General features: G+C 40.9%; 17 protein-coding genes and 1 other annotated feature. Of the genes, 9 read left to right on the top strand and 8 right to left on the bottom strand.

Features of this window, described 5'->3' with window-relative positions; translation table 11 throughout:
- Nucleotides 1–21: 21 nt before the first annotated feature.
- Nucleotides 22–2370: an aerobic respiration two-component sensor histidine kinase ArcB gene (gene arcB / locus IUZ65_RS02370; protein ID WP_195702205.1), complete on the top strand. Its 2349-nt coding sequence runs from the start codon at nucleotides 22–24 to the stop codon at nucleotides 2368–2370.
- An 83-nt stretch (nucleotides 2371–2453) separates the two neighbouring features.
- Here the strand turns inward: arcB and arcA are convergent, their stop codons facing one another.
- Nucleotides 2454–3170, bottom strand: coding sequence for a two-component system response regulator ArcA (gene arcA / locus IUZ65_RS02375; RefSeq protein WP_195702206.1), 717 nt, complete (start codon nucleotides 3168–3170; stop codon nucleotides 2454–2456).
- Between the two features lie 831 nt (nucleotides 3171–4001).
- Between arcA and IUZ65_RS02380 the strand changes: the two genes are divergently transcribed.
- Entirely contained in the window at nucleotides 4002–4484 is a 483-nt protein-coding gene (locus IUZ65_RS02380) for a putative 4-hydroxy-4-methyl-2-oxoglutarate aldolase (protein ID WP_195702207.1), read from the top strand.
- Here the strand turns inward: IUZ65_RS02380 and IUZ65_RS02385 are convergent.
- Nucleotides 4481–4954 carry a ribonuclease regulator gene (locus IUZ65_RS02385; protein ID WP_195702208.1) on the bottom strand — a complete coding sequence of 158 codons (474 nt, stop codon included), beginning with the start codon at nucleotides 4952–4954 and terminating at the stop codon, nucleotides 4481–4483. The two genes, IUZ65_RS02380 and IUZ65_RS02385, sit on opposite strands and share 4 nt — an antisense overlap.
- 340 nt (nucleotides 4955–5294) lie before the next feature.
- Nucleotides 5295–5411: a sequence feature (Thr leader region), on the top strand.
- 29 nt (nucleotides 5412–5440) lie between these two features.
- On the opposite strand from IUZ65_RS02385, the gene thrA reads away from it, so the two are divergent.
- The 3 genes from thrA to thrC are packed head-to-tail and all read left to right on the top strand — an operon-like array spanning nucleotide 5441 to nucleotide 10164.
- A complete protein-coding gene (thrA, locus tag IUZ65_RS02390; protein WP_195702209.1) occupies nucleotides 5441–7900 on the top strand; it encodes a bifunctional aspartate kinase/homoserine dehydrogenase I in 2460 nt (819 codons plus the stop codon).
- A gap of 18 nt (nucleotides 7901–7918) precedes the next feature.
- Nucleotides 7919–8875, top strand: coding sequence for a homoserine kinase (thrB, locus tag IUZ65_RS02395; RefSeq protein WP_195704974.1), 957 nt, complete (start codon nucleotides 7919–7921; stop codon nucleotides 8873–8875).
- Nucleotides 8872–10164: a threonine synthase gene (gene thrC / locus IUZ65_RS02400; protein WP_195702210.1), complete on the top strand. Its 1293-nt coding sequence runs from the start codon at nucleotides 8872–8874 to the stop codon at nucleotides 10162–10164. Before thrB ends, thrC begins: the two co-directional genes overlap by 4 nt.
- A 137-nt stretch (nucleotides 10165–10301) precedes the next feature.
- Here the strand turns inward: thrC and IUZ65_RS02405 are convergent, their stop codons facing one another.
- The 5 genes from IUZ65_RS02405 to grcA all read right to left on the bottom strand — a co-directional run bounded on the left by IUZ65_RS02405 (nucleotide 10302) and on the right by grcA (nucleotide 15544).
- A complete protein-coding gene (locus IUZ65_RS02405) occupies nucleotides 10302–10697 on the bottom strand; it encodes a hypothetical protein (RefSeq protein ID WP_195702211.1) in 396 nt (131 codons plus the stop codon).
- Between the two features lie 248 nt (nucleotides 10698–10945).
- Entirely contained in the window at nucleotides 10946–12139 is a 1194-nt protein-coding gene (locus tag IUZ65_RS02410) for an MFS transporter (RefSeq protein ID WP_195702212.1), read from the bottom strand.
- Between the two features lie 163 nt (nucleotides 12140–12302).
- Nucleotides 12303–12890, bottom strand: coding sequence for a disulfide bond formation protein B (locus IUZ65_RS02415; RefSeq protein ID WP_195702213.1), 588 nt, complete (start codon nucleotides 12888–12890; stop codon nucleotides 12303–12305).
- Between the two features lie 394 nt (nucleotides 12891–13284).
- Nucleotides 13285–14742, bottom strand: coding sequence for a winged helix-turn-helix domain-containing protein (locus IUZ65_RS02420; protein ID WP_195702214.1), 1458 nt, complete (start codon nucleotides 14740–14742; stop codon nucleotides 13285–13287).
- Nucleotides 14743–15166: 424 nt separating this feature from the next.
- A complete protein-coding gene (gene grcA / locus IUZ65_RS02425; RefSeq protein WP_195702215.1) occupies nucleotides 15167–15544 on the bottom strand; it encodes an autonomous glycyl radical cofactor GrcA in 378 nt (125 codons plus the stop codon).
- Between the two features lie 342 nt (nucleotides 15545–15886).
- Here grcA and nfo point away from each other — a divergent pair, with 342 nt between their 5' ends.
- From nfo to IUZ65_RS02440, 3 genes are all read left to right on the top strand, one after another.
- Nucleotides 15887–16744, top strand: coding sequence for a deoxyribonuclease IV (gene nfo, locus IUZ65_RS02430; RefSeq protein WP_195702216.1), 858 nt, complete (start codon nucleotides 15887–15889; stop codon nucleotides 16742–16744).
- A gap of 337 nt (nucleotides 16745–17081) precedes the next feature.
- The gene (ung, locus tag IUZ65_RS02435) at nucleotides 17082–17759 is read left to right on the top strand and encodes a uracil-DNA glycosylase (protein WP_195702217.1); all 678 of its coding nucleotides are present in this window, start codon (nucleotides 17082–17084) and stop codon (nucleotides 17757–17759) included.
- Between the two features lie 139 nt (nucleotides 17760–17898).
- On the top strand, nucleotides 17899–18444 hold the full coding sequence (locus IUZ65_RS02440; protein ID WP_195702218.1) for a hemerythrin domain-containing protein: 546 nt from the start codon (nucleotides 17899–17901) through the stop codon (nucleotides 18442–18444).
- 87 nt (nucleotides 18445–18531) lie between these two features.
- On the opposite strand, the gene IUZ65_RS02445 is transcribed toward IUZ65_RS02440, so the two are convergent.
- Nucleotides 18532–18720: a DUF3545 family protein gene (locus IUZ65_RS02445; protein WP_195702219.1), complete on the bottom strand. Its 189-nt coding sequence runs from the start codon at nucleotides 18718–18720 to the stop codon at nucleotides 18532–18534.
- A gap of 278 nt (nucleotides 18721–18998) precedes the next feature.
- Here IUZ65_RS02445 and IUZ65_RS02450 point away from each other — a divergent pair, with 278 nt between their 5' ends.
- Nucleotides 18999–20417, top strand: coding sequence for an alanine/glycine:cation symporter family protein (locus tag IUZ65_RS02450; RefSeq protein WP_195702220.1), 1419 nt, complete (start codon nucleotides 18999–19001; stop codon nucleotides 20415–20417).
- The last annotated feature ends 69 nt before the right edge of the window (nucleotides 20418–20486 follow it).

The raw sequence follows: 20486 nt of genomic DNA on the forward strand, positions 1-20486 counted from the left end.
TTCTTTTTCTCGGAGTAATAAATGAAACCAATCAAAAGCTTAGCTCAGTATTATGTTGATCTTCTCGTTAAGCTAGGCATTCTTCGGTTTTCGATTCTTCTCGCCCTTGCGCTCGTCGCTCTTGCGGTTTTTGTTCAGGTTGGCATCACACTAGGCCTGCAAGGGAATGTTGATGACATAGACATTATTCGCTCTGTTTTCTTTGGGCTTCTTATTACCCCATGGGCGGTGTACTTTTTGTCTGTTGTAGTGGATCAGTTAGAAGAATCTCGCCAGAGACTTTCCAAGTTGGTCTCTAAGTTAAAAGAAATGCGTTCACGAGATAAAGAGCTGAATAATCAATTACAACAGAACATAATTAAGCTCAATCAAGAGATAGAAGAGAGACAAAAAGCGGAAGAAGCTCGACAAGATGCTATCAATGATCTTGAGAATGAAGTTTATCAGAGAGAGAAAACGCAACTAGAGCTAGCTGAACGGACGACACTACTTCGATCTTTTATCGATACATCACCAGACCTTATTTATTATCGAAATGCAGAGGGTATTTTTTCTGGATGCAACCGAGCGGTTGAAGAACTAACGGGTCGTTCAGAGCAAGAGTTAGTTGGTTTGACTCCTTGGGATGTTTACAGCAAAGAAATTGCACAGGAAGTCGTCACCACGGATGAACTGGTTTTTCGTAATAATGAAGAGATCACTTATGAACAATGGTTAGAATATCCAGACGGAAAAAAAGTCTATTTTGAGCTTCGTAAAGTACCATTTTATAACAAAGAAGGGCGTCACCTAGGATTGGTTGGCTTTGGGCGAGACATCACGGAGCGTAAGAAGTATCAAGATGCTTTAGAAAAGGCGAGTAGAGATAAAACCACCTTTGTCTCTACCGTGAGCCATGAATTAAGAACCCCTCTTAATGGCATTGTTGGCTTAAGTCGAATGCTGCTAGATACTTCACTTTCGGAAGAACAGCGCCAACATATGCAAACCATCAATGTCAGTGCTATTACCTTGGGTAATATTTTTAACGATATTATCGATATGGACAAATTTGATCGTCGAAAATTAGAATTATTGCCAAAGGCGATCAATCTAGAAGATTTTGTTTCAGAGATGGAGAGTATTTCGGCGTTGATGGCCGAACAAAAAGGTTTGCGATTCGATCTAGAGCGACTGACCAACTTTCCTAGTTTTATCGAAGCCGATGCGACCCGTCTACGTCAAGTGCTTTGGAATTTAATTGGAAACGCCACCAAGTTTACCAAAGAGGGGGGTGTGGTAATGAGTGTCGGCGTTGATGTTGAAGATGGCATGGCCGACATTGTATTTGAAGTAGAAGATACGGGCATTGGTATACCTGAAAAAGAACTCGATAAAATCTTTGCGATGTATTATCAAGTGAAATCGGGTAAGGATAATTTACATGCAGTAGGAACTGGGATTGGGCTCGCTGTCTCCAAGCAATTGGTCAAAATGATGGGCGGAGATATCCTTGTCAGCAGTGAAGAAGGGTTTGGAAGCACCTTTACTCTAAATATCCGCGTACCGGTTGTTAAAGCGGTCACTGAAGTGAAGAACAAGCCGAAGAAACAAAGAGCGATTCGTATTTTCATGATAGAAGATATTCAACTGAATATTACGGTTGCTAAATCTTTGCTGGAAAGTTTGGGTCACTCTGTTGATATCGCAATGGATGGGGAGGACGCCATCGCACAGTTCTCCCCAGACAAATATGATTTAGTTTTGCTGGATATTCAGTTGCCAGATATGACGGGTTTTGATGTCGCACAATACTACCGTGAGAAATTTACAGAGTTACCTCCATTAGTTGCATTGACTGCGAATGTAATGAAAGACAAAAAAGACTATATCGAAAAAGGAATGGATGACGCACTTAGTAAGCCTCTCTCAGTAAAAGCGATTCAAAGGGTCATTGAAAAATGGTGTATTGAAGATGAACCTAAAAAGAGTGGGGAACCACTAAAAGAACAAGAAAAAATATCAAGCTCAGATGTTGCTTCGACGCTTTTAGATATTGAAATGCTCAAATCCTATGTGGATATCGTTGGTACGCAGCCAGTGTTAGAGAGTATAAAAATGTTTGAAGAGATGTTGCCGGGTTATTTAGAGATATTAGACTCTAATATGGTGGCGCAAGATCAAGACGGAATTGTATCGGAAGCGCATAAAATAAAGGGTGCAGCCGGGTCTATCGGATTAATGCATATTCAAAAAGTCGCACAAAAAGCTCAGTCACCAGAAATGCCAGCATGGTGGGAAAATATTGCGGACTGGGTTGATGAGATTAAAAATGAATATCAAAATGACATTGAGATCTTGAGAGCATGGTTAGCGGGACAAGATAAGTAATAGCGGTTGAGTTGGATAACTGTAATATAAGCTTAAGGTGATAGGCGACTAATTTATAGTGCCTATCGCCGAAAGCGAATTTGTTACTCTTCTAAATCACCACAAAAGCGATACCCTTCACCATGGATCGTAGCGATGATTTCTGGTGTATCTGTGATTGATTCAAAATGCTTACGGATACGACGAATAGTGACATCAACCGTACGGTCATGTGGCTTAAGTTCGCGTCCAGTCATCTTCTTGAGAAGATCCGCTCGAGTCTGGATTTTTCCTGGATTCTCACAAAAATGAAGCAGTGCTCTAAACTCTGAACGAGGTAGCTTATAGCCGTCACCCAATGGGCTGACTAAAGAACGGCTATTTATATCTAATATCCAGCCATTAAATTCGTACTTTTCAACACTTCTTTTCTCTTCAGAGACGGTATTATCGTTCATTGAGCGAGTCAGGAGGTTGCGTGCTCTAATAGTAAGTTCACGTGGGTTGAATGGTTTGGTGATGTAGTCATCGGCACCTATTTCTAAGCCCAAGATCTTATCAACTTCATTATCACGACCAGTTAAAAACATAAGAGCAACATTTGCCTGCTCTCTAAGTTCACGAGCTAAAAGTAGTCCATTCTTGCCAGGGAGATTGATATCCATGATAACCAAATTAACTTGGTTATCAGCAAGTACATGATGCATTTCTTCACCATCACTTGCTTCGAATACGGTATATCCTTCAGCTTCAAAAATACTTTTTAGCGTGTTACGAGTAACTTGCTCATCTTCAACAATGAGTATTTGCGGGGTTTGCATTGGCGACACCTAAATTGTAAAGATTTTGTGTATATTTTAAATAATTCTAAGCAAAAAGTAACATATGGGTAAAATCTTTGCGACAACTTGTAACAAAAACCGTTAAAAAACACTTTAACTAGGTACGCCAGTCCCTGGAAATAACCTATTTTTAGAGGTAAACATATAATCGAGTATGCTTGTTTACATTTTTGCTATATTTGCGATGGATTTTATTATCTTAAACGTATCGCAACAATAACAGTTTGTTAATTCTTTTCACTTTGTTGATTTACATCAATAGATATAACATAACATTTGCTCTATTTATTGAGTTTTATGTCAAGGAAGCAAGCGTGGGTAAAAATTCAAAATTGCAGAGTATTTATAAGGATGTTTATTTCTTTATTAACAGCGAGTTAAATCTGCCTCAGTTTTCCATTAATACCGCATGAAATCCGTACATCTGTGTAGGGTTAAAAGATGAAATTGATAGGGTAAATGAGGTAATCAAGAGAGTTTTGAGTGATTTTAGTTATTGCAAAATGTTGGATGGTGATTTAAAAAGAGCATGGTTCGAAGAAATTTGTGCTGTAAAAATGCCTCAGAATTCATGATAGAGCTCGAAATACTGTTCACCATAATGCCATATAGCTCGTGGAAAATGATCAGCTCTATTTCATATCCTGCTTAGAAAACAACTTCTCGAGATGATACGTGGTTTCTCTCAGAAGATCGTCTTACAAAAATATTAATAGCAGATATTCATTAGCAATGAATAAGTAAAACAGAATTTAAAATCAATCACAGTTGATCTGTGTTTCGAGAGACTGTGTAAATCAAGGAGGAAAAATGAACGATATACTTCCAGATATATGTGACAAGTACGAGGATCAAGTAACATTGCTTGACCTGCCACTACAAAACTTTGGTCAGCGCTATGCTTTCTTTGGTCAAGTGGTCACCGTACGCTGCTTCCATGACAACTCTAAAGTGAGAGAAGTTTTGGAACAAGATGGAAAAGGTAAAGTTCTTTTTGTCGATGGGAATGGTTCCCTTAAGAAAGCACTATTAGGTGATCAACTTGCTATCTTAGCTATTGAGAATGGTTGGGAGGGAGTCATTGTTAATGGTGCAATACGAGATGTTGCGGTTATGTCGGAACTCGACATCGGTATTAAAGCCTTAGCAGCATGTCCATTTAAAACGGAAAAGAAAGGCGCTGGTGAGGTAAATGTATGCCTAACCATGAACCGTCAGATGGTTCACCCAGGCGATTATGTTTACGCAGATTGGAATGGCACATTGTTGTCAAATAAATTGCTCGAACTCTAAAAGCGAAAACCTAAACCCACTTCAACACCTTGCTGCCACTGTTCGTAATCGAAAGTGGCATGCAGGTCTACATTATCTGATATTTTCATTAGGCTGGTGACTTCGGCGGACACTGTACTTTCTTCAGTCCCATCTTCAAGAAACTCTTTTGTAGTATGAATTGTACTTTTAAGCGACAGTCTTTCATTAAAGGTATAACTGACCCCACTTAGAAAACCATTTTCACTATGTTGCTCGGAAGAGTTGTCTAAACGTGCCCCTACATAAAGATCGACAGAGTCAAACAACGAATAAGCATAGCCGCTATCTATCTTCCAAGAATCAAATTCATTATTGGATTCAGTTTGACTAGACAAAAACAGTTTATGAGGTGAACCTTCATTTTGAGTTGGGAGATTTGGTAACGTAACGGCAAGGGTGTGAGCCGAAAAAATAGAAAGGCCGACACATATGAATAGTGTTGTCTTCATTTTCGCCTCCCTGCTGATTGTTATTGTTATTATGATGGTTCGATTTTTGTTCTGACTTTGATTATCAGTAACTTTAATTAAAACACAAAATCAGAAAAGGGGATCCTTCCATTTTGTTCTTTATATAGTTGTTTTGGTTATTTAGAGATTGATATTCCATGCTATTTGTTTGAAAAACAATCAGTTAATAAGTGAGTCTCAAAAATGGTTTTTTGTCGGAAATAAGAGGCTGAGCGAAAAAAAATTGAACTTTAAATTGACTCTATGAGTGAAAATCGGTAAATGTATGGGTAAGCAAACACAAAACACGAATGTAAATACATAATTATGCATACAGTACGCCACACAATAATGACCATAACCATTATTACCGACATTACCAATGTTGGGGCAGGCTGCTAAACGAAAGAAATTTCAAAAAAAGGCCTGTATCCAAGAAGATACAGGCCTTTTTTTATACAAGTTTTAAACATACTGGAGGTAGGGATGCGAGTTCTCAAGTTTGGTGGATCATCGTTAGCAGATGCTGACCGTTTTTTAAGAGCGGCAGACATTATTGCGAACAATGCTCAACAAGAAGAGGTAGCGGTGGTTTTATCCGCACCAGGGAAAACAACAAATAAATTGGTTGCTGTTATTGAAGGCGCACTTCGAAACGGTGACGCCGATCTGCAAATTGCAGAGTTAGAGAACTCTTTTGCTCAACTATTTACAGAAATAAAAGCGATATTGCCGAATGTAGACAATGCAGCATTTGATGAGCAAGTAAATGTATCTATGTTGCAACTACGCCAGTTCGTCCATGGTATTGCGTTGCTAGGCATGTGCCCAAATAACGCGAACGCTCGAATCATCAGTAAAGGAGAGAGGATCTCGATTAAACTGATGCAGGCGGTATTGGAAGCGAAAGGTCAAGCGGCAAGCCTTATCGATCCTGTCAAATTTCTGTTTGCTAAAGGTGATCACCTTGAAGCGATGGTTGATGTTGAAGTTTCAACGTTAAACTTCAAAAAAGAACCACTGCCTGTTGGTCACGTGAATATCATGCCTGGTTTTACTGCGGGCAATAAAAAAGGTGAACTTGTCACCCTTGGCCGTAATGGTTCTGATTACTCTGCTGCTGTTCTTGCTGCTTGTTTGAGAGCGGATTGTTGTGAAATCTGGACAGATGTTGACGGTGTTTACAATTGCGATCCACGTTTAGTTGACGATGCGAGGTTGCTTAAATCGCTTAGTTACCAAGAAGCCATGGAACTGTCTTATTTTGGTGCATCGGTACTTCACCCTAAAACCATTGCCCCTATCGCTCAGTTCCATATTCCTTGCTTAATCAAAAATAGCTTTAACCCTCAAGGTGCGGGTACACTAATTGGCCAAGACACTGGCGAAGATAACCTTGCAATTAAAGGTATTACAACGCTAAACAAACTGACCATGGTAAATGTATCAGGCCCAGGAATGAAGGGCATGGTAGGAATGGCGAGTCGTGTATTTGGTGCGATGTCCTCATCAGGTGTTTCTATTGTATTGATTACTCAATCTTCGTCGGAATACAGCATTAGTTTCTGTATTGAAGCCGTCGATAAGCAACGAGCTGAACAGGCTCTGCATGATGCCTTTGAACTTGAACTAAAAGATAGCCTATTAGAACCAGTCGAATTTATTGACGATGTCGCGATTGTTACCTTAGTTGGTGATGGTATGCGTACATCGAAAGGCGTCGCATCGCAGTTTTTCTCATCACTTGCAGAAGTGAACGTAAATATCGTTGCTATTGCACAGGGCTCATCTGAGAGAGCTATCTCTGCCGTGATTCCTGAAAACAAAGTGTCTGAATCTATCAAAGCTTGTCACGAGAACTTCTTCAACTCTAAGCATTTCCTCGATCTATTTATCGTTGGTGTGGGTGGTGTGGGTGCTGAACTGGTCGATCAAGTACAACGTCAACAAGCAAAATTGGCGCAAAAGGGTATTGTTATTCGCGTCTGTGGCCTTGCAAACAGCAAAGGTGTTTTACTTGATGCGAAAGGATTGCCTTTAGGTGACTGGCGTGATCGTATGGAGCATGTTTCTGAGGAGTTCTCATTAGCTGCGCTTATCTCTACGGTACAACGAAATCATATTATTAACCCTGTGTTGGTGGACTGTACGTCTAGCGAAGGAATAGCAGAGCAGTATGCTGATTTTCTAGCCGCTGGATTCCACGTCGTTACTCCGAACAAAAAAGCGAATACAGCAAGCATGGCGTATTATCATCAGTTGCGTCAGGTCGCTCGTAGTTCTCGTCGTAAGTTATTGTATGAAACAACGGTGGGTGCAGGTCTTCCTGTTATTGAAAACCTTCAAAATTTGATCTCTGCGGGTGATGAGTTAGACAAGTTCAATGGTATTTTGTCCGGTTCCCTGTCCTTTATCTTTGGTAAATTGGACGAAGGTTTGACACTTAGTCAAGCAACCAACATTGCAAAAGAGAATGGTTTTACAGAGCCTGATCCGCGAGATGATCTATCGGGTATGGATGTCGCTAGAAAACTGCTTATCCTTGCTCGTGAAGCAGGGATGGAGCTAGAACTAGACGATGTTGTTGTTGAACAAGCGTTGCCACCGGGTTTTGATGACACCGGTTCTGTGGATGACTTTATGGCTCGTTTACCAGAAGCGGATGCTTATTTCGCTGATTTAGTCGAGAAAGCGGCACAAGAAGACAAGGTACTTCGTTATGTCGGTGAAATCGATGACGGTAAATGTCGAGTACGAATTGTTGCTGTTGATGGAAATGATCCAATGAATAAAGTGAAAGATGGAGAGAATGCTCTGGCATTTTATAGCCGTTATTATCAACCCATTCCACTCGTGCTGCGTGGTTACGGTGCTGGTGCTGAAGTCACCGCAGCGGGCGTATTTGCGGATGTAATGCGTACCTTAGGCTGGAAACTAGGAGTATAACGGATGAATTCAAGTGATATGGCTGTTGTCGTTTATGCGCCTGCTTCTATCGGTAATGTAAGCGTTGGTTTTGATGTGTTAGGGGCAGCAGTCTCTCCTATTGATGGTACGCTTCTTGGTGACCGTGTGTTGGTGAAAGCGGGTGATTCTCCGTTTGAGTTAAAAACATCAGGTCGTTTTGTTGCAAAATTACCTACCAATCCTAAAGAGAACATTGTTTACGATTGTTGGGTAGTTTTTGCTCGTGAATTAGATAAGAAAGAGATTGTACTTAAGCCTCTAGAGATGACTCTTGAGAAGAATATGCCTATTGGTTCCGGGTTAGGTTCGAGTGCTTGCTCTATCACTGCTGCTCTGGATGCACTCAATCGTTTCCACGGTCAGCCGTTGAATGAAACAGAACTACTTGCTCTAATGGGAGAGATGGAAGGCAAAATCTCTGGTGGCATCCATTACGATAACGTCGCGCCGTGTTACCTAGGTGGTTTGCAATTGATGCTAGAAGAGCTCGGCATGATCAGTCAAGAAGTGCCCTGTTTTGATGAATGGTATTGGGTTATGGCCTATCCAGGTATCACCGTGTCTACCGCAGACGCGCGTGAGATATTACCATCGCAATACCGCCGTCAAGATGTCATTGCTCACGGTCGTCATTTGGCTGGGTTTATACATGCTTGTCATTCTGGGCAACCTGAACTCGCAGCTAAGATGATCAAAGACGTGATCGCAGAACCATATCGTGAGAAACTATTACCGGGTTTTGCTGATGCGCGTAAATATGCAATGTCTGCAGGTGCACTCGCGACTGGAATTTCGGGGTCAGGCCCGACACTATTTAGTATTTGCAAAGAAAAAGATGTCGCTGAGCGAGTTGCTCGCTGGTTAGAACAAAATTATATCCAAAATGAAGAAGGATTCGTTCACGTTTGTCGTTTAGATAAACAGGGTTCGAGCGTGACAGGAAGTGAGCTATGAAGCTGTATAACATCAAAGAAAATGACGAACAAGTATCCTTTGGGCAAGCTGTACGCCAAGGGTTAGGCCGCAATCAAGGTCTATTTTTCCCATCTGAACTGCCAAAGTTTGATGATGTGGATGCACTGCTAGCAGAAGACTTTATCTCCCGCAGTGGTAAGATTTTATCCGCACTTATTGGTGACGAACTGAGTACAGAACAGGTGCTTGAACTCGTTGGAAATGCTTTTCAATTTCCGGCACCAATCAAAAGTGTTAAAGACGGCATTTATGCGCTTGAGCTATTCCACGGACCAACCTTGGCGTTTAAAGACTTCGGTGGCCGCTTTATGGCTCAGTCACTTGTTGCCGTAACGGATGGTGGCAAAATTACTATCCTGACCGCAACATCTGGCGATACTGGCGCTGCTGTAGCCCATGCCTTCTATGGAATGGAAGATATTAATGTTGTGATCCTTTATCCAAAAGGAAAGATCAGCCGCCTACAAGAGCAGCTTTTCTGTACTTTAGGTAAAAATATTCACACGGTTTCAATCAACAGTGATTTCGATGCGTGTCAGTCCTTGGTTAAACAAGCATTTGATGACCAAGCGCTGCGTGAAGAGATTGGCCTAAATTCGGCTAACTCAATCAACATTAGCCGCTTAATGGCTCAGATCTGCTATTACTTTGAAGCGGCCGCTCAAATGAGCAAAGCAGAGCGTGAGAACCTCGTTATCTCCGTTCCAAGTGGTAACTTCGGCAACCTAACAGCAGGCCTGCTAGCGAAAGCACTGGGTTTACCAGTTAAACGTTTCATCGCCACGACTAACGTGAATGATACCGTTCCTCGTTATCTAGAAACAGGGAAGTGGGATCCAAAACCAACGATTGCCACCACGTCTAACGCCATGGATGTTAGCCAGCCAAATAACTGGCCCCGCATTGAAGAGCTATGCCGTATTAAAGGCTGGGGCTTAGATACATTAGGCAAAGGTGTGGTAACGGACGAGCAGAGCGCAGAATCGGTAAAAGAGCTGAACGATCTTGGTTACCTATGTGAACCACATGGTGCTATCGCTTACCGAAGCTTAAATGAACAGCTCCAAGACGGCGAAACAGGCTTATTCTTATGTACCGCTCATCCTGCTAAGTTCAAAGAAGTTGTGGACGATATTCTAGGAACCGATATTGAGGTACCCGCACCGCTTGCCAAGCATGCTGTGATGGAAAACCTATCGGAAGAGCTGGATGCTGATTTTGAAGCGCTGAAAGTGGTGTTGAGAAAGGTTCAGAAGTCATTCTTATAAAAACGTGTAGTTAGGCATCAACTGCCTACAACCGTTGATACTGAGTGTTAAGACTTACTTAAAGCGGGTGATTCAATAGAGTCACCCGCTTTTTTATGCCTATACCAAATTAAGTAAGTTTGTAATCAGCATGACTATTAAAGTTTTTCTTTGTGTGTTTTAAGCTGATGGACTAACTGTAATTGAATGGATTTTATCACCAAAAATTTCTGTGAAGATCGATTGTGAGTAAGACTGACTCCATTTCCTTCTGCGGAGCTAACCATCGCTCGCAGCTTGTATTGACTAAAAAATAATAAACTAATAACAAAAATGAGAACAAAAATAATGGAGTCAACTTGAGGAATAAATGCCAAAGTGGCAGATGAGAGCAGTAAAGATAAAGAGAAGATATTAACGATATTGTGTTTTAGCCCTAGTTTTCTTGCGTCTCTTTGTACAATGTTATCTAAAAGGTAATTATTTTTTCTTGTTATTAAGGTGTTGTCAGTAAGTTGAGAGCCTGTCGCTTGGTAGGGTTTTCGGAATATCATTGATTTACTATAGTAACGTTGCTCATAAATCCACTCCTAATGGTGTGTGGGTTAGGCATACTGTTAATAAATTACGTACAAAGAGGATTCGTTTTTACTAGGGCATCATCTTCATAAAGAATTCCGCGAACTTTTTGTCTACGCCATCTTAATGTATTTGCCGTATCGGTTTATCTACTCTCCCTGCAATATACGAAAGTATTGTCGAAGTAATGATATTTACCTAAAGCAACTGCTTTATCAATACGCTAACGCAGCACCTTTTTATCTCTTGCGGCTAGGGCGGCAAAGCAGGTACAAATTAATGCTACAGCAGCGATAAGCAGTAAAGGAATGGTCCATGAATCGCTTTTAGCGTGGATCTGACCAACAATCGTTGGGCCCGTTGCTGCTAGAGCATAGCCAATGCCTTGGGACATGCCAGAGAGCGCTGCGGCTTGGCTGGCATTTTCGGTTCGCAAGCCAATAAATGACAAAGCAATGATAAACGTAGAGCAATTCGTAAGGCCAAACAGTCCAACCCAAAATATGGCTAAATCGGGAAGGTAAAGTAAGCCAATTAAAGCGATAAACACACTAAAGGCACATACAGTAATAAGCCATCGCTGGTTGTTCTTTCTGCCTAGCACTGGAAGTAACAGTAACCCAGGGACCATTGTCGAGAACTGCAAAAATCCGTAGATATAGCCGGCATCAATCTCACTGTAACCAAGGTCGTTTAATATTTTTGGCAGCCAACCTGCTAAAGAGTAAAAGGTGAATGAGTTTAGACCTAAGGCCAATGTAACTTGCCATGCGACACTGCTTTTTAGCAAACTGCGTATTGAGGTCGAACTGTCGACAGTATGTTGGTTTTTCACTTCCGACGTTTTTTTTCTGATTTTTGGAAACCAGATGGTGAGAGCGAGGATAGGAAATAATACGTTCATAAAGAGAGCAAGCTGCCACCCAGTTGAACCAAAAAAAGTAAGCTCAGATAGAGGCACCATTAGGCTAGAGCTTAGTGTTGAGCCAATTCCCATCGTGAATATATAAATAGAGGTGACGACCGCGATGCGTGTCGGATAGTTGATTTTTACGACCACAGGCAAAAGTACATTCCCTATGGCAATGCCGATACCGATGAGAATGGTGCCCAAGTACAATGTTGAAATGAACCCCCATGACCGTAGACCAATACCAAATGAAATGAGCAATAGCGCAAGCAACAAGCTAGGTTCTAAGCCCAGTTTGCGAGACAAATGGGTAACCATTGGGGAAAACAGGGCAAAAGTGAGCAAAGGTAATGCGGTGAGGAAGCCAGCAGCGGATGAGGCTAGGTCAAGATCATGCATTATCTGCGCGAGCACAGGGGCCAGACTTGTAAATGGACCTCTTAGATTGAGCGCTAAGAATAGTATGCCTAGCATAATTAGAATGCTTACTCGGGTAGGCGCTCTCATGTGTTGATTCGCTTCTGAGGTAGATAAGGAGTTATAGCCTACAGAGCATTGGGCTGGGAAACAATTGTAGGGAGTAAAATATCGTTAAATTAGAGCATAAAAAAGAGATAAAAAAAGGCGCTAATGTAGCGCCTTTTCGCTAAGGCATTATTATATCGTGATATTACCAGTTCCAGCCGTTCTCAATCCAACTCCAGTATGTCGCAGGATAAGGTGCTTTTAGAGGTGGAGGGCCGACTAAGGCAAATGAGAGTACCAAGTTCCCTATGATAAGGAACAATACCGCCCAAAATGTGAACTTTTGTAGATTATTTAAAACTCGGCCATTCGCTGGTATGGTTTTGCAAAAATCAAAGACTTTAGGCATCACGCACATGAGAAGACCAACCATGGCGACAACACCAGTTTGCAAGAAATAGCCCCAAAGATACATGTGAACCCCCATGAAACGACCTTCTGTGCCTTCGAACTCAAACCAATGGAAGGTTGAATGGCGCATACTCATGTAAATATCTATGGCAGCAATAATCAGAATGAAACCAACAAACTGTGATCGTGGACCATACCTCAATACAAAGCAGGCAGCCATCATAACCAACAAGATTAACTGCCGAGTAATTAGACAACTGGCACACGGCATATCCCCTAGCCACAGTTGTTCGTAGAACGTTGCAACGAAGACACCAAAGCCTAATATAAGGGTTGCAATGGCAATGATGTTGTAGAAATTCTTTTCATTGATATTAATCATCTTAGCGCTCTCCTTATAGTGGTCCATATAAATATGGGTGTTTCCAAATGTATGCGACGATATAAAGTACTAGTGTCAATAATGAAATAACAAACCAGCGGATAGATCGGCCCTCTTTTTCTGGTGAGCGTATTAGCCACCAGACAACCATGGTCATAAATACGTAAACCAACGTGTTCATATAAATTCCTCGATGCTTATGTTGCTTTAATAATGAATATGAATGATTCGATGACGAGATTGTGGGGTATGAGGAAAGTGTTAAAGCTGATGCAAGACAATCAGAGAGTAAAGCAAACAAAAATCAAATAATTGATATAGTGATGAACGGCTATTCGGTTAGTTCAGTAGTAAAGGGGGAGCCTCTACTACCTAGATCGGTGAGCCATGAAGTTTAATGTTCAGATTTAGTCTTATCAAAAAGGTTTGGTTTTTGTAAATACTCATTAAGACCAAATAGTTGACCTGTATCACTCTTGTTTAACGCAGAAAATCGCTGATAGTTATATTCCGCCCCTCTCGGGTTATTAGATTGTTGATCTGCAATACTTAAAAGGTAATAACTCAGTGGGCTAGGGGAGTTTTCAGATGCATAAAATAGGTAAGGATAGGCTTGTTCACTTCGATCGTTTAGAAGCAGAGCTAACCCTAATGTCGTATTGGCGATGTTACAACGAGGGTTCTTTTCAAACGCCTGATTTGCCTGAGTCAAAGCGCGATGTTTGTCTTCTAGTTGGCCTTGATTTAAATACCGCATAGACGATATATACGAACCGAGAGAGTCGAGTAAATAGTATTCTCTGCCTTGTGCTCGTAGCTCAACAAGCTCTTTCTCAATGCCATCCAATTCTTGAAAACCTTTTCCTTGATAGAACAAAGAAATGCCTTTGGCGATGACCCGCCAGTCGTCATAATTTTGAATGGACGTAATTCTATGACTGGCAACGTTATAACTAGATTCAACCGGCACGACACGCGTTTTAACATCTAAAATAAGATCACCAATAGGTGAGAAAAAATTGTCGATAGTAAAACGTTGTTCGAGTTGCAAACTAGATTCTGGATTTCTATGATTTTCCAACGACATCTTTATTACATAACCAGAATCTGTCTGTTTAATCCAACTTTTCAGCTCAATGCCTTCAGATTTAATCTGTTCAATGGCTTCTGGTGTTAATTGAGAATAACGATATCCGACGATATTCTTCGATGAGTTCAAGCCAAAGAAAATGTATTCGTACACACTTCGTGCGACAGTGAAATCCTGATTTTTATCCAAGACAATATCATGAAATACAACGGGAATAATTTGATTACCCATGACTGAAGGTTGATTAACATTAGGCTGAAGATCTTGCCAATATAGAGCCAAACCAGCAAGTGTAATGGCTAGGGAAAGCATCAATACTGCCGCCATTTTATGACGATAAGGTGTTTTTTCTTTCTTCTTGTCGGATTCCAGTCCAGGGTTAGTCGCCTCATTATTAGAGAGGTTATTTTGTTCCGGTTTAGATATTGATGGTAAGGCAATAACGTCTATATCAAACAGGTACCCTTGCTTAGGAATGGTTTTAATAATGGAATAAGGTCTGCTTTTGTCTCGTAGTTGCGATCTTAAAATACTGATAACTTGCCTGACCAAATTATCGGACACTTGGCTACGCTCCCAGACTTGAGAGGCAATATCTTTGGTATTTAGAACTTCACCTTGATGTTGAATAAAAAAGGTGAGCATACGTGACTGTAGAGGTTCGAGATGACAAATTTCTCCACCGACAACCAGAAGATGTTGTTCTGGAGTGAAAATAATTTCCGGAGAGAGGCCTAATTGATAATGTAAGGCGGATGACATAGAGCTCCGTGTTTGGTATTAGGCTAATAACTTAGTGGGAGCCTATCGATTTTATCTTGCGGTGACAAGGTAGAAGGCTGACCAACCTAGCAAGAATCAAAAAATCTACAATTTATAGCCCTAATACAGGTTGAACCAAATTACGTCGGTGCGAGAGTATCAACTTTTGTCACCAGTCAGTCTATTCATCCGTTGAATGTAACCAACCGTCACTTACGGCAATATTGTCAAATAGATAAGCTTGGTCATTTTACGATGAGGTGATAAATGAGGGAGCGTTCGGTTGCAAGGTTACTTTCTTAAATTCTCAATTAAGGGGAAAAGCGTGAGATATAATGCATGTAGGATAATTAGTTAATTCAAAAAAACCACAGGACATATTTGATTATCCTGCGGCTTCTTTATCGGTTTATAGCGACGATGTTTACATAGTTTCTGTAAAAGTACGCGCAACAACGTCTGCTTGCTGCTCTGGCGTCAGCGAGTTAAAGCGTACAGCGTAACCAGATACACGAATCGTTAGCTGAGGGTACTTCTCAGGATTCTTGATAGCATCTTCTAGCGTTTCACGCTTAAGAACATTAACGTTAAGGTGTTGGCCACCTTCAACAAGTGGTGTTGTCTCTACTGCAACTTCACGGCTCTCGAATTGACCCAAAGATGAGGCTGAAACAACTTGATCAGCTTCAAAGCCAGAAACAGCTGCTATGCAACGAGCTTCGTTTTTTTCTGAGTCTAGTAGCCAGATAGAGTTTAGTAGCTCATCGTTTGCTGCTTTAGTGATTTGAATACCTTGGATCATAAACTTCTCCTAGTTCACTTACGTGATTAAATTAATTAGCATATTTCGATAACTTGTTGCAGCCATAATAATATTGATTTAGGTCAAAATACAACTAAAAACCTTGTTTTTTTTGTGCTAATTTTATTGATGTAGGTCAAGAACCCTTTAGTTTCAGTGTTTTCCCGTAAAATGCTGTTCTATATGATAATTTTATCACTTACGCATTGTAGTAAATTGACTACATTTCCGTATCATACTGCTAACTGCATTGCTTAATTAAATTAACAATCTGAGTGTTTGTATTGTTCCCCTTATTACTATAACGTCGTTAAAAACTAACAAATGAAAGAAAGAGTTCTAATGGTGAGTAAAAAATTTATTGGTGCGCATGTATCTGCTGCGGGTGGAGTAGAGAATGCACCAATTAGAGCGAAAGAGATTGGTGCAAATGCGTTTGCCCTGTTTACTAAAAATCAAAGGCAATGGGTGGCTAAACCCCTAACAGAAGAGAGTATTAATCAGTTTAAAAAAAACTGTCTCGAATTAGGTTTTGGACCGGAAAAAATACTTCCTCACGATTCCTATCTGATTAATCTTGGCGCACCAGAGCCAGAGAAGTTAGAAAAGTCGCGTGCCGCATTTATCGATGAGATGGAAAGGTGCCAGCAACTTGGTTTACATTTGCTCAATTTTCATCCTGGGAGCCATTTGAAACAGATCTCAGAACAGGCGTGCTTAACGGCAATTGCAGAGTCGATTAATCTTGCCCACCAAGCTGTGCCAGATGTTGTGGCTGTTATTGAGAATACAGCAGGGCAGGGAACTAACCTAGGTTGGCGGTTTGAACACCTTGCTGAAATAATTGCTCAAGTGGAGGATAAAGAACGGGTAGGGGTTTGCCTTGATACCTGCCACACTTTTACTGCTGGGTATGATCTGCGTACGAAAGAAGCATGTGAAAAAACGTTTGCTGAGTTTGATAGTGTCGTTGGTATGCACTATTTAAGAGCGATGCATCTAAATGATTCAAAAGTGGATTTTGATAGTCATGTCGATCGTCATCATTCTTTAGGTAAAGGGAAAATTGGCTGGGATTGTTTTGAATATATAGCTCAAGATAGCCGATTTGATTCTATGCCTTTGATTTTAGAAACAATTGAACCTGAGATATGGGGAGATGAAATACAAGCTCTCCGTCATTTAGAGATGCAAAAGTAAGCAAAATTGAGGCCTTGAATGACGAGTTAACAATAAAATAAAAAAGTTGGCATCCTTCTTTCATCACTAGATTAAGTAAACGATCTTTATATCGTGCGCTACACAAACCTAGCCACAAGAGGATGCCAATATGCGTTTTTCATCTTTGTTATACAGCCGACCTAGAACCCCAGTGCCATACCGTCATGTACAAGGTAGGGGCCACTTTAGAACCCCTCAAAGACATGCTTGATCACACTCGAATTTAGTCGTCGGAGATCATCGGTTCAAAGAACCCCGCTTTCTGTTTCTCTTTTAGTTGTATATTATTCACTTCTTGTTTTAAAGGAGTGCAAACATGAGTGATAGATTGGCCTGGAACGACGTGATTGAACAAGAAAAAAAGAAAGATTACTTCAGACAAACCTTAGCATTTATTCAGTCTGAACGAGAGGCCGGCAGGGTTATTTATCCATCAGATGCGGATGTTTATAATGCTTTTTTTCTGACCGAAATTAGCGATGTAAAAGTCGTGATTATAGGGCAAGATCCTTATCACGGTCCGAATCAAGCTCATGGTCTTTGCTTTTCAGTTTTACCAGATGTTAAGACACCCCCGTCGCTCGTCAATATCTATAAAGAATTGGCGCAAGATATTGCTAGCTTTGAAATACCGAAACATGGCTTTCTCCAAAGTTGGGCTAAACAAGGTGTCTTGTTGCTTAACACCGTGCTGACTGTGGAGCAAGGCAAAGCGCATTCTCACTCTAAAGCGGGTTGGGAGGCGTTTACAGATAAGATAATTTCCGTGATTGATACGGAGTGCCAAGGCGTCGTTTTCTTGTTATGGGGGGCACATGCACAGAAAAAAGGTAAAGTTATTGACCGTAATAAGCACTATGTTTTGAATGCTCCTCATCCTTCACCATTATCGGCTCATCGTGGTTTTTTTGGGTGTAAGCACTTCTCTTTAACCAATAAAATTCTGGTTGAGACAGGTCGAAAACCGATTGACTGGCAACCTAATTTTGATTGATATCCATATTGTTAACCGGTAATTAATTGGTTGAATTTCGACCACTATCAAAGCACGCTTGCCATTCTTTATATACACTTATTAAGGGTATGGATATAACTAACCTGAGTTCAGGTTAATTAAAAAGGAGAAGCAAGCAATGATGATGGAGCAGATCCACCGCGAACACGGGTATATGGTACGCTTGTTAGCTATTCTTAGGAGCAAATGGAATGCACTTAAGGATGAGAAGCCAATTAATTACAGTTTGATAAAAGAAATTGTTGAGTACCTATCTAGCCATTCTGAAACTGTACACCACCCAAAAGAAGATATACTTTATCGTTATTATGTTGAAAAATATCCAGTAAATTCTGGAATTAAAAATTTGGAACTTGAGCACCAAAAGTTGTCTGAGAAAACGCAAGATTTTATATTAATTGTGGATATGATTCTTCAAGATGCTGTGGTACCTCAGGATGTCTTTCTGGATCAGTTAGAAAGCTTCATACAAAACCAGAAGCGTCATTTAGATATTGAAGAGAAAGAGATACTACCGCTGATAAAAAGTACCTTTACGACAGAAGATTGGCAGGAAGTGGAAAGTCGCTGGGATCATAGCGATGATGATCCTGTCTTTGGCAATACTATTGCTGACCAATATAAGCAACTTGCTGAACGTGTCAGGCAAGTGAAAACTGAGTAAGAATGATGGTTTAGTATAAAAAACAATTACCAATTGTAGGTTTAGAAACAGGTACTTGAGTGCCTGTTTCTGTATTTTAATTGGTATTTAATACTGATCGTTCTCTTTTAAACCATAACTATTGCAAACATCTAATTCCATCAACTCTCTTTGTAAGCGTTGACGATCTTTAATTGCTTCTATTTCACGCCATCGGCGTTTCGCTGGCTTGGCACGACCAGAACGCGTTGGGTTAGAGTCCGATTCCATAATGTCATCTAGTAGAAAGCCTTCCATGTTGACCTCTCTTATTTAATGTACTCCTAACGGAGTCTTTTAAGTACCATAAGTGTGGTAAGAATAACTATGATGTGTTTCTCATTTGTTACCCTTTGATGAAGCTTTTATTAGGAAATCTACCTTAATTCACAGTTTTATACGGCCGAACTGTTTAAAAATTAATCAGTTAGCACCTTCCTCCCGAGTTCTGGTTTTGTAAGTTGACTTCTGAATGAGTTCAACCAGAATGTTGTAGGTAAAATATTCTATTCGCCATCATCCACGGAGAGGACCTTGTGGCAGAAACTATTCGTTTACTTAACGATCTTTTATGGGGATCGATACTTGTCTATATACTCGTCGGTGTTGGGGTCTTCTTCACTGTTAAATTAGGTTTTATTCAGTTTCGGCATTTCACCCATACATTTAAAGTGCTTAGAAATAGCCGAACCGTTGAAGGTTCAGGTATTTCTTCATTTCAAGCTTTGTGTACGAGCTTAGCGGCTCGAGTCGGAACCGGTAATATGGCTGGTGTGGCAATTGCGTTGACGGTTGGTGGCCCAGGAGCGATATTCTGGATGTGGTTGATAGGTATGCTAGGTATGGCGACTTCTTTTGCTGAAAGCACCTTGGCACAGCTTTATAAAACCCGAGATGACGACGGTAATTTTCGTGGTGGTCCAGCTTACTACATGGAGAAAGGATTAGGGATGCGCTGGTTAGGCGCGCTTTTTTCTGTGTTTTTAATCATTACTTTTGGTTTGGTATTTAATGCAGTTCAAGCCAACGCTATCGCGAGTGCAATGGAAACCGCTTTTGGCTGGGATTCAATGTACGTCGGCATTTTCGTTGTGATCCTATCGGCATTTGTTATTTTTGGTGGTATTCGCAAGGTTGCGCGTACTGCAGAAATCGTTGTGCCCTTGATGGCACTTGCTTATTTAGCGTTGGCGGCTGTCGTGGTTGTCTTAAACGTAGATAAGGTGCCAGGGGCGCTGTTTCTCATTGTTAAGAGTGCTTTTGGGGTTCAGGAAGCCGTGGCCGGTGGGGTGGGGTATTCGATTTCTCAAGCTGTCATTAATGGGGTTGAGAGAGGTTTGTTTTCAAATGAAGCAGGTATGGGCTCTGCGCCTAATGCAGCAGCAACGGCAACGCCATATCCTCCACATCCTGCATCCCAAGGTTATGTACAGATGCTTGGCGTATTTCTTGATACGATAGTGATATGTACAGCCACTGTCGCGATTATTCTTGTGTCTGGTGAATACGAACTTCACGGATCCATTACCGGCATCGAACTGACTCAAAAGGCGTTGAGTTCTCAGGTAGGCGAGTGGGGAAGTTCATTCATTGCCATTGCCATTTTTCTTTTTGCTTTTACTTCCATCATTGCAAACTATTCCTATGCAGAAACGAATCTGACTTTTCTAGAGCATAATCATAAAACAAGCAGTATGGTCTTGCGTGTATTGGTGTTGTGTATGGTGATGTATGGATCGATCGAAGCATTGCCAACGATATGGGCACTGGCGAGTGTTTCTATGGGGATGATGTCTATCGTTAACTTGATGGCGATAATGTTGCTGTCTGGTATTGTGATTAAACTCGCCAAAGATTATAACCGTCAATTAATTATGGGACGAGTGCCCAAATTTAAACCGAATGAGTTTCCAGAGTTAATGGCTCAACTAGAAAAAGATGTTTGGGATGATTGACTAAAACCATCCATTGTTGAGAGCGATTAAATAAATAGAATAAGACGTGCTGACTGGGTGCGACTTTTT

Origin of the sequence: Vibrio sp. VB16, assembly GCF_015594925.2 — a bacterium.
In the GTDB taxonomy this organism is placed as follows: Bacteria; Pseudomonadota; Gammaproteobacteria; order Enterobacterales; family Vibrionaceae; genus Vibrio.

Coding starts and splice junctions, on each gene's coding strand:
- arcB (WP_195702205.1), top strand. CDS start 22: ATGAAACCAATCAAAAGCTTAGCTCAGTATTATGTTGATCTTCTCGTT.
- arcA (WP_195702206.1), bottom strand. CDS start 3,170: ATGCAAACCCCGCAAATACTCATTGTTGAAGATGAGCAAGTTACTCGT.
- IUZ65_RS02380 (WP_195702207.1), top strand. CDS start 4,002: ATGAACGATATACTTCCAGATATATGTGACAAGTACGAGGATCAAGTA.
- IUZ65_RS02385 (WP_195702208.1), bottom strand. CDS start 4,954: ATGAAGACAACACTATTCATATGTGTCGGCCTTTCTATTTTTTCGGCT.
- thrA (WP_195702209.1), top strand. CDS start 5,441: ATGCGAGTTCTCAAGTTTGGTGGATCATCGTTAGCAGATGCTGACCGT.
- thrB (WP_195704974.1), top strand. CDS start 7,919: ATGGCTGTTGTCGTTTATGCGCCTGCTTCTATCGGTAATGTAAGCGTT.
- thrC (WP_195702210.1), top strand. CDS start 8,872: ATGAAGCTGTATAACATCAAAGAAAATGACGAACAAGTATCCTTTGGG.
- IUZ65_RS02405 (WP_195702211.1), bottom strand. CDS start 10,697: ATGATATTCCGAAAACCCTACCAAGCGACAGGCTCTCAACTTACTGAC.
- IUZ65_RS02410 (WP_195702212.1), bottom strand. CDS start 12,139: ATGAGAGCGCCTACCCGAGTAAGCATTCTAATTATGCTAGGCATACTA.
- IUZ65_RS02415 (WP_195702213.1), bottom strand. CDS start 12,890: ATGATTAATATCAATGAAAAGAATTTCTACAACATCATTGCCATTGCA.
- IUZ65_RS02420 (WP_195702214.1), bottom strand. CDS start 14,742: ATGTCATCCGCCTTACATTATCAATTAGGCCTCTCTCCGGAAATTATT.
- grcA (WP_195702215.1), bottom strand. CDS start 15,544: ATGATCCAAGGTATTCAAATCACTAAAGCAGCAAACGATGAGCTACTA.
- nfo (WP_195702216.1), top strand. CDS start 15,887: ATGGTGAGTAAAAAATTTATTGGTGCGCATGTATCTGCTGCGGGTGGA.
- ung (WP_195702217.1), top strand. CDS start 17,082: ATGAGTGATAGATTGGCCTGGAACGACGTGATTGAACAAGAAAAAAAG.
- IUZ65_RS02440 (WP_195702218.1), top strand. CDS start 17,899: ATGATGATGGAGCAGATCCACCGCGAACACGGGTATATGGTACGCTTG.
- IUZ65_RS02445 (WP_195702219.1), bottom strand. CDS start 18,720: ATGGAAGGCTTTCTACTAGATGACATTATGGAATCGGACTCTAACCCA.